Raw genomic sequence first — 6387 nt, forward strand, 5'->3', positions numbered from 1 at the left:
GGCCGCACGTTATGGACCGATGCCCTGCGACCTGGACGTATGCACGACGCCACGGCCGCCCGCAGCGAGGGCATCGCCGTCTGCTTCCAGCACTTTAGTGCTGTGGTGGTGGCGTACGGATTTCGACTCGCGGTTGCGCCAGAACTCGGTCAGCACCTGATGGGGCACCCACAACCGGTCGCGCAGCTTGTTCAGCACGGCGAGGGTGTCGCGGCGGGTGCGCTCGTTGGACCGGTAGAGGTTGAGGAGCACGTTGGTGTCGAGGACGACCATGCCCGACTGGAAGAGCCGCTCGTAGTCGGCGGCCACAGGACTTCGGTGGGCTCCGTCGCTGTCGTAGATTCCGCGACCGCTTCCAGCCGAAGCCTGAACGTCCTTTTTCGTCATACGGCGCCGTGCTCCCCCGTCTCTGCCCCGCACCTGGGCCTGCAGGAGCATTGTTCCCGCATATGCGGTCGCTGACGACAGGAAGATCTCGGCCAATCCTCTTCCCCAAGTACATCGTTGGCGCGTCGAAACTTCGGCTGGAACACCTACCGTCCCGGCGTCACGAGCCCTGTCTCGTAAGCCACCACCACGGCCTGGGCCCGGCTGTTCAGGTCCAGCTTGGTCATGGTGCGGTTGAGGTGGGTCTTGACCGTTGCCTCGCTGATGGAGAGCCGGTCGGCGATCTCCGGGTTGGACAGGCCGCGTGCGACGAGTTCGAGTACCTCGACTTCCCGGGTGGTCAACACGTCCAGGTCCGGCGGGGGTTGGGCGCCCGGCTCGGAGGAGGCCTGGTGGGCGAAGGCTTCGACCAGTCGCCGGGTCACGCTGGGCGCGAACAGGGCGTCGCCGCCGGCAACCGCGGCCACCGCTGCGAGCAGCCGCTCGGGACCTGAGTCCTTGAGCAGGAACCCCGAGGCGCCGGCTCGCAACGCCCCGTACACATATTCGTCGAGGTCGAAGGTGGTCAGGACCAGCACCCGGGGTGCGGGGGCGACCGCCTCGGCGAGGATGCGCTCGGTGGCCTCGATACCGTTCATGTCGGGCATGCGGATGTCCATCAGGATGACGTCGGGCCGCGTCTTGGCGGCCAGTCGCACCGCCTGCCGGCCGTCTCCCGCCTCGCCGACGGCCTCGAAGCCGGACGCGGCATCGAGCAGGCCGACGAGCCCGGCGCGGATGAGGAACTGATCGTCGACGACGAGGACTCTGGTCATCCCTTGAGTTCGTCCCTCCACCGTGCGGCAGTCGCCGATGTCGGCAGGGTCAGGCGGACCGCGAAACCCCCCTCGGCGCGTGGTCCGACGCTGATCGTCCCGCCGTAGAGCTTGGCCCGCTCCCGCATGCCGATCAAGCCATGGCCACCACCCTCCGGCACTCTGGCCGGAATCACCCCCTCTCCCTCGTTGGTGACACTGACGGTCAGTTCGTCCTGCGTGTAGCGGAGTTGCACCTGCGCGGCAGCAGGGCGGGTGTGTTTGAGGACGTTGGTCAGGGCCTCCTGGACGACGCGGTACGCGCACAACTCGACGCCGGGCGGCAGCGGGCGCACGGTGCCTTCGACGCTCAGCTCGACGGGGACGCCGCCGGCCCGGACGCGCTGCACCAGATCGTCGAGCCGAGCGAGAGTGGGCATGGGCGCGGCCGACTCGGCGCCGCCCAGGTCGTGTTCCCGCAGGACCTTCAGCATGCGCCGCAACTCCTCAAGCGCCTCGGTGCTGGTGTCCTCGATGGTCCCCAGCGCACCTCGGGCCGTCGCCGCATCGGAGTCGAGGACGAACCGGGCCAAGCCCGCCTGCACGGAGATCACCGACATGTGGTGGGCGACCACGTCGTGCAGTTCCCGCGCTATGCGCCCGCGTTCGGCGGCAACCTCCTGGCGGGCCCGCTCGGCCTGCTCGGCCCGCAGCTGCTCGGCGAGTTCCTGGGAGCGGCGGGCCAACGTGCCGGACCACACCAGCACCGAGCAGTACAGCAGCGCCTGACCCACGACCAGCCCCATGGACAGCTGGTCGCTGACCACACCGGCGTACACCCACTTGGCGGTCATCACCGCCGCGCAACCGACGGCGATCCGCACCGAGTACACCGACGCCACCGTGTACAGGGCGAGCAGCGAGCCGAACGCGGACGCCACCGGCCAGTACCCCAGGCCGATATAGACGACGCCGATCACCTGTACGGCCGCGAAGACCATCAGCGGTGCCCTGCGCCGCAGGGCGACGGGCATCTGCGCCAGGACGAGCAGCACATAAGCGGTCGCGTCGGGTTCCGGCCAGCCCTGCGCCACCGACCCCTGTCCCAGCCGGACGGCCGCCGCGGTCATGGCGAGCGCGATCAGTGAGTCGACGACTACCGGCCGGGGGGTACGCATGCGCATCGCCGCAGAGTAACGCCGGTGTCTGCCCGGCTGCGTCAACCTTTCGCGGTACCGCGGAAGTTGCAGGACTCCCGCTGCTACGGCACAGGGACGACCAGAAGTTCCACCCGCCACGGGACGCGACATCTGTGCCGGCGCCCCTAACGTCATGGCGCATCGGCACCGTCCGACCAGCGGAGCCGCACGGCCCACGGACTGCGCGAGCCGCATTCCTCGGAAGGAACCGCGCACCGCAGTTCATTGTCGGCGAAGGGGCAAACAGAGCATGGAAGGCATTGCGAAGCGCCGCAGACGGTTGCGGGTCGCGTTCACGGTACTGTTCGCCGGAGTGGCCACCCTCGCGCTGAGCGCATCACCGGCCCTGGCAAGCGGGACCTACAGCGGTCGCGACTACATATACGGCGCCGACGGCTTTCAAGACGACTGGGGCGACGAGGGGATCCTGTCGACCGGCACGAACACGTACTCCAATGCCACCTGTCTGTGGCAGGAAATACTATGGGCCGACGGTTTTCTTGATGTCTCGGACATCGATGGTGCCTTCGGTCCGGAAACCAAGGCCGCGACCAAGGCCTGGCAAGCCAAAAAGGGATTGTCGGATCGCGACGGGGTGGCCGGCAAGGAGACCTTCGGAAAGGCTGACGACGGCCTCCGGAAATGGGACGAGGACTCCGGCAACCTCTGGGTGTATTACCTCGGCAGCAATTACCAACCCACCTTCATACGCAAGGCAGACGGCACGTACGGCTTCTACATGTACGACGGCAGCACCGACGGCTACCGGCTCGCCGGCTACGACTACCGTACCTGCGGCTGACGCCGCACCGTACAGCGAGTGCACGGTGAAAGGCCGTAACCATCACGGCAAACAGGTTGTTGCAAAGGGCTCCGCAGCGCACGAACAACGTCACCCGGCGGACATGTCGCAGGGCTCGACGGAAGGGCACAGGACTATGGCGCTGGGCGACGTAATCAGTGAAGTGATCACGACGCTGGCCGAGCCACCGATTGAGGACGGGTGGGCGCCCGCGGCCGTGGCGGTGGTGGCGGTGGTCGACGCCGCGCTGATGGCCCTGCTCGGCCGCCGGTGGATGCGCGAGCGGGGAGAGCGGCGCCCGCGGGCGAACGACGGGCCGACCTGGTCACGGCGGCAGGACTGGACTGCTCCGGTTTTCCTCGCCCTGCTGGTGGCGGGTCTGGCCGGGATGTGGGGCCCGTCGTGGTGGGTCCTGCCGGGGACGCTGCTGCTCTGCGCTCTGCTGGGACCCCTCTCGTACATGCTGTCGGTGGCACTGGTCCGCCGAGGACCGCTGCCACCGACAGGTCCGTTCGGGGCGCGCCGGCGGCTCGCCGTGGTGGCGGCGTCCGTGGCGGCACCGGTGGCAGCGCTCGGCCTGGTGGCGGTGGCCACTCACAACTCCGGCGCCTACGCGATGCGCTACGGCGAGCGGGCGATGCTGGGACTGCCCGGCCAGTGCTCGATCGACGGCGCGACGGCGGTCTGCCCCAGTGGCCGAGTGGTGGACCGACCCGGCCCCGACGAATACGTCAACGACGAGTACAAGAGCTTCTACCTCCACTTCAGCGAAACAACCTGGAGCGAGTACAAACAGTACTATTCGGTCACCGGCTTGGGTTCCTCCTCCGCGAACAATGTCGAATTCGAGGCCCGGATCGTCGAGGAGGACGCCTACGCGACGCCGGGCCTCTCCACAAGCCCGCTCGCCCCGCTGGGACGGGAACCCTTGCCATGGCTCGCATGGGTGACACTGCCCGCCCTACTGATCCCGTGGTCGCTCAGCCGACGCGCCCGAGCACGCATCCGCATCGCCGCAGCGTAAGCCCAAGACGCCCGCATCAGCGTCAATCTCCCGCAATGCAACGGAAGTTGCAGGAGCTAGGTACCGGCGAAAGCCGCAGGAGCCGCGCGGTTGCCATACGCGGTGGCGCAGACGTTCCTCCCGATGCCGAACGCGACGGCCGCTCCGCCGCCCCTCACCGACATGGCACACCGACAGCGCCCGACCAGTGGCGCCACACAGCCCGCGGGCCTGCCCAGGGAAACCAGCGGGGGACCCGGCCCGCGACCGAAAGGAGTCAGTATGACAGTGCGGAAGATCGTGGCCGGATGGTCGGCGTTCGCGGCGGTAGGCGTTGTCTTGGCCAGTGCCCCGCCTGCGGCTGCCGAGGCGGCTGTGCACGGATGCGCCTACCCGAGGGTGTGCTTCTACCTGACGGAAGCCCAATGGAACGCCAACAGCCCGACGGCCGCCTACCAGGATGCGGATTACAACCAGACACTCGGCTCCAACAGCAAAGGGGCGGATGTTGTCTACAACTCGCGCAACGACGACACAGTCCTTCTACGGATCGGCAGCACAAACAACGCCATCTGCCTCAACCCGAACGGGGCCGTGGACAACGACGCATCTGTCACGGTAACGGCAATCCGAATCCGGTCCACGCCGGCGAAGTGCAGCGGCATCTTCGAGACCTGGCCGTCGAGCTGATCATGGTAGGGCCCGGCCCCGATACGGCCCGGGCTTTCCCACCGGTCATCGTCTGGACAACGCGATGGAGAGTCCACCGAAACAGGGAGGGAATTTGAAAGCCAAGACCCGGGTCTCAAGGCCGAAAAGGATGGCAGTACTCGCCGTATCGAGCGCCGCTGCCCTCATTGGCCTCACGGCCGTTCCGGCCGAGGCTCATACCTACAACCTGAGCACAACCGGCGCGGCGGGTGCAGTTGACTACTTCGCCAACGGCACGTGGGGGATCTACGCCCGCGACACTCTCACCGACGGCCACTGCGCTCGCTTTCAGGTGAAGGACTGGGACGACACCAGTTGGCGCTGGTACGAAGACATGGTCTGCACGTCCACGGAACAGTACGTGAGTATCGTCCAATCGGGCTGGTCCGTCCGCATATGCCGGACCGGAATCGGAAACTGCTCTGCGGCCCTCAAGCTCTGAGTTGAGGGACGCGGCGCAAACACCAGGACCCGCACCACTGTGGTGCGGGTCTTCCCGCACCACAGTCGACTACCGCAGCAGGTCGTCGGGGTGATGCGAAACGCGATGCAGATGACGGCCGGCGGCCACCATCCGGCGGAGCAGTTCGTGGCCGTCCACGGCACTGACCAACTGGCCGACGACAGCCTCGTTCATGAGGTCGAACGTCTCTTTGGTGGTGATGCCCCACCGCCGGGCATACGAGCCGGCCGACCGGTCGTCGGTGATCCACACGGAATCGCGGAATTCCGGTCGCCTGACGATCAGTACGCAGGTCTCGGCCTCACCGAGGTGTTTGGTCGGCGCCGACGCGACACCGCCGAAGACTGCCCGACGCACACGGTCGACCTCGGCGATCTCCTCGACGTCCGTGACGGCGATCGGCTCGCCGAGAATGCCGAGAGCCGTAATGTCCCGTACCCTGGGGAGGTATCAGGCGGATTGCTCGGCTTCATGAGCCACGGCCTCGGTCCAGCAACCGCGCCCGTCGAGCAGTTTCTCCAGCAGCGGCAGCCGGTCGACGGCCGCGAAGTTGCACAGGACGGTGTTGTCCGGGAACCAGCAGAGTCTCATGGCTGGAAGATCAGGTCCCCTTCTTCCGCTTCTTCCACGTCGTCGGCGTCCGGTTCATGTTCAGGGGTGTCGGGCTCGGCCGGGTCGAGAAGGTCGTGCAGCTGGTCCACGTCCATCCCCAGCAGGGCGGCGAGAGGCCGGAGCGTGGTCTCCCCCTCGGCGTAGCACTGGTACAGGGCGGCCACGATGCGCACGGGGAATCGTTCGGTGGCGGCCCAGGCGAGCTGCCTCTGGAAGGCGTCTGTCGCGTCGGCCAGCAGGCGGCAGATTTCGGTGGTGAAGCCGCGGTAGTGGAGCGCAGGCTTCGCGTCGATCAGCTGGAGGTGACTTACGAGTTGGTGTGTGATAGCGGGTGAGGCGTCGCGTCTGGCCGGTGGCATGATCCGACTGTGGCGATCATGGTCAATCGGGCGGTGCTGGCGCATCGGCTGTTCACG

General features: G+C 67.2%; 8 protein-coding genes and 3 pseudogenes. 5 read left to right on the forward strand and 6 right to left on the reverse strand.

Going from position 1 to position 6387, the window contains the following annotated elements; all coding sequences use genetic code 11:
- Window positions 1–111, forward strand: a pseudogene (locus ACI2L1_RS44715) (IS5/IS1182 family transposase); the annotation flags it as partial.
- A gap of 51 nt (window positions 112–162) precedes the next feature.
- Here ACI2L1_RS44715 and ACI2L1_RS44720 read toward each other — a convergent pair.
- The 3 genes and pseudogenes from ACI2L1_RS44720 to ACI2L1_RS44730 form a co-directional block, all read right to left on the reverse strand.
- Window positions 163–438: pseudogene (locus tag ACI2L1_RS44720) on the reverse strand (PIN-like domain-containing protein); the annotation flags it as partial.
- A gap of 95 nt (window positions 439–533) precedes the next feature.
- Window positions 534–1202 carry a response regulator gene (locus ACI2L1_RS44725; protein ID WP_404745230.1) on the reverse strand — a complete coding sequence of 223 codons (669 nt, stop codon included), beginning with the start codon at window positions 1200–1202 and terminating at the stop codon, window positions 534–536.
- Window positions 1199–2365 (reverse strand): sensor histidine kinase, encoded by a 1167-nt coding sequence (locus tag ACI2L1_RS44730; RefSeq protein WP_404745231.1) that lies wholly within the window; start codon window positions 2363–2365, stop codon window positions 1199–1201. Before ACI2L1_RS44730 ends, ACI2L1_RS44725 begins: the two co-directional genes overlap by 4 nt.
- Window positions 2366–2630: 265 nt before the next feature.
- On the opposite strand from ACI2L1_RS44730, the gene ACI2L1_RS44735 reads away from it, so the two are divergent.
- The 4 genes from ACI2L1_RS44735 (at window position 2631) to ACI2L1_RS44750 (ending at window position 5338) form a co-directional block, all read left to right on the forward strand.
- Window positions 2631–3182: a peptidoglycan-binding protein gene (locus tag ACI2L1_RS44735; protein WP_404745232.1), complete on the forward strand. Its 552-nt coding sequence runs from the start codon at window positions 2631–2633 to the stop codon at window positions 3180–3182.
- Between the two features lie 136 nt (window positions 3183–3318).
- Window positions 3319–4206, forward strand: coding sequence for a hypothetical protein (locus tag ACI2L1_RS44740; RefSeq protein ID WP_404745233.1), 888 nt, complete (start codon window positions 3319–3321; stop codon window positions 4204–4206).
- 261 nt (window positions 4207–4467) lie between these two features.
- The gene (locus ACI2L1_RS44745; RefSeq protein ID WP_404745234.1) at window positions 4468–4875 is read left to right on the forward strand and encodes a hypothetical protein; all 408 of its coding nucleotides are present in this window, start codon (window positions 4468–4470) and stop codon (window positions 4873–4875) included.
- Between the two features lie 94 nt (window positions 4876–4969).
- Complete coding sequence (locus ACI2L1_RS44750; RefSeq protein ID WP_404745235.1) at window positions 4970–5338, forward strand: hypothetical protein; 369 nt, start codon at window positions 4970–4972, stop codon at window positions 5336–5338.
- Window positions 5339–5407: 69 nt separating this feature from the next.
- On the opposite strand, the gene ACI2L1_RS44755 is transcribed toward ACI2L1_RS44750, so the two are convergent.
- The 3 genes and pseudogenes from ACI2L1_RS44755 to ACI2L1_RS44765 form a co-directional block, all read right to left on the reverse strand.
- The gene (locus ACI2L1_RS44755; RefSeq protein WP_404745236.1) at window positions 5408–5716 is read right to left on the reverse strand and encodes a hypothetical protein; all 309 of its coding nucleotides are present in this window, start codon (window positions 5714–5716) and stop codon (window positions 5408–5410) included.
- Window positions 5717–5809: 93 nt separating this feature from the next.
- Window positions 5810–5950 (reverse strand): hypothetical protein, encoded by a 141-nt coding sequence (locus ACI2L1_RS44760; protein WP_404745237.1) that lies wholly within the window; start codon window positions 5948–5950, stop codon window positions 5810–5812.
- Window positions 5947–6387: pseudogene (locus ACI2L1_RS44765) on the reverse strand (hypothetical protein); the annotation flags it as partial. The gene ACI2L1_RS44760 and the pseudogene ACI2L1_RS44765, both read right to left, overlap by 4 nt.

Origin of the sequence: Streptomyces sp. NPDC019531 (assembly GCF_044903305.1) — a bacterium.
Lineage (GTDB): Bacteria > Actinomycetota > Actinomycetes > Streptomycetales > Streptomycetaceae > Streptomyces.

Bases quoted from the DNA above. Each gene is read 5' to 3' on its own strand.
- ACI2L1_RS44725 (WP_404745230.1), bottom strand. From the start codon at position 1,202: ATGACCAGAGTCCTCGTCGTCGACGATCAGTTCCTCATCCGCGCCGGG.
- ACI2L1_RS44730 (WP_404745231.1), bottom strand. From the start codon at position 2,365: ATGCGCATGCGTACCCCCCGGCCGGTAGTCGTCGACTCACTGATCGCG.
- ACI2L1_RS44735 (WP_404745232.1), top strand. From the start codon at position 2,631: ATGGAAGGCATTGCGAAGCGCCGCAGACGGTTGCGGGTCGCGTTCACG.
- ACI2L1_RS44740 (WP_404745233.1), top strand. From the start codon at position 3,319: ATGGCGCTGGGCGACGTAATCAGTGAAGTGATCACGACGCTGGCCGAG.
- ACI2L1_RS44745 (WP_404745234.1), top strand. From the start codon at position 4,468: ATGACAGTGCGGAAGATCGTGGCCGGATGGTCGGCGTTCGCGGCGGTA.
- ACI2L1_RS44760 (WP_404745237.1), bottom strand. From the start codon at position 5,950: ATGAGACTCTGCTGGTTCCCGGACAACACCGTCCTGTGCAACTTCGCG.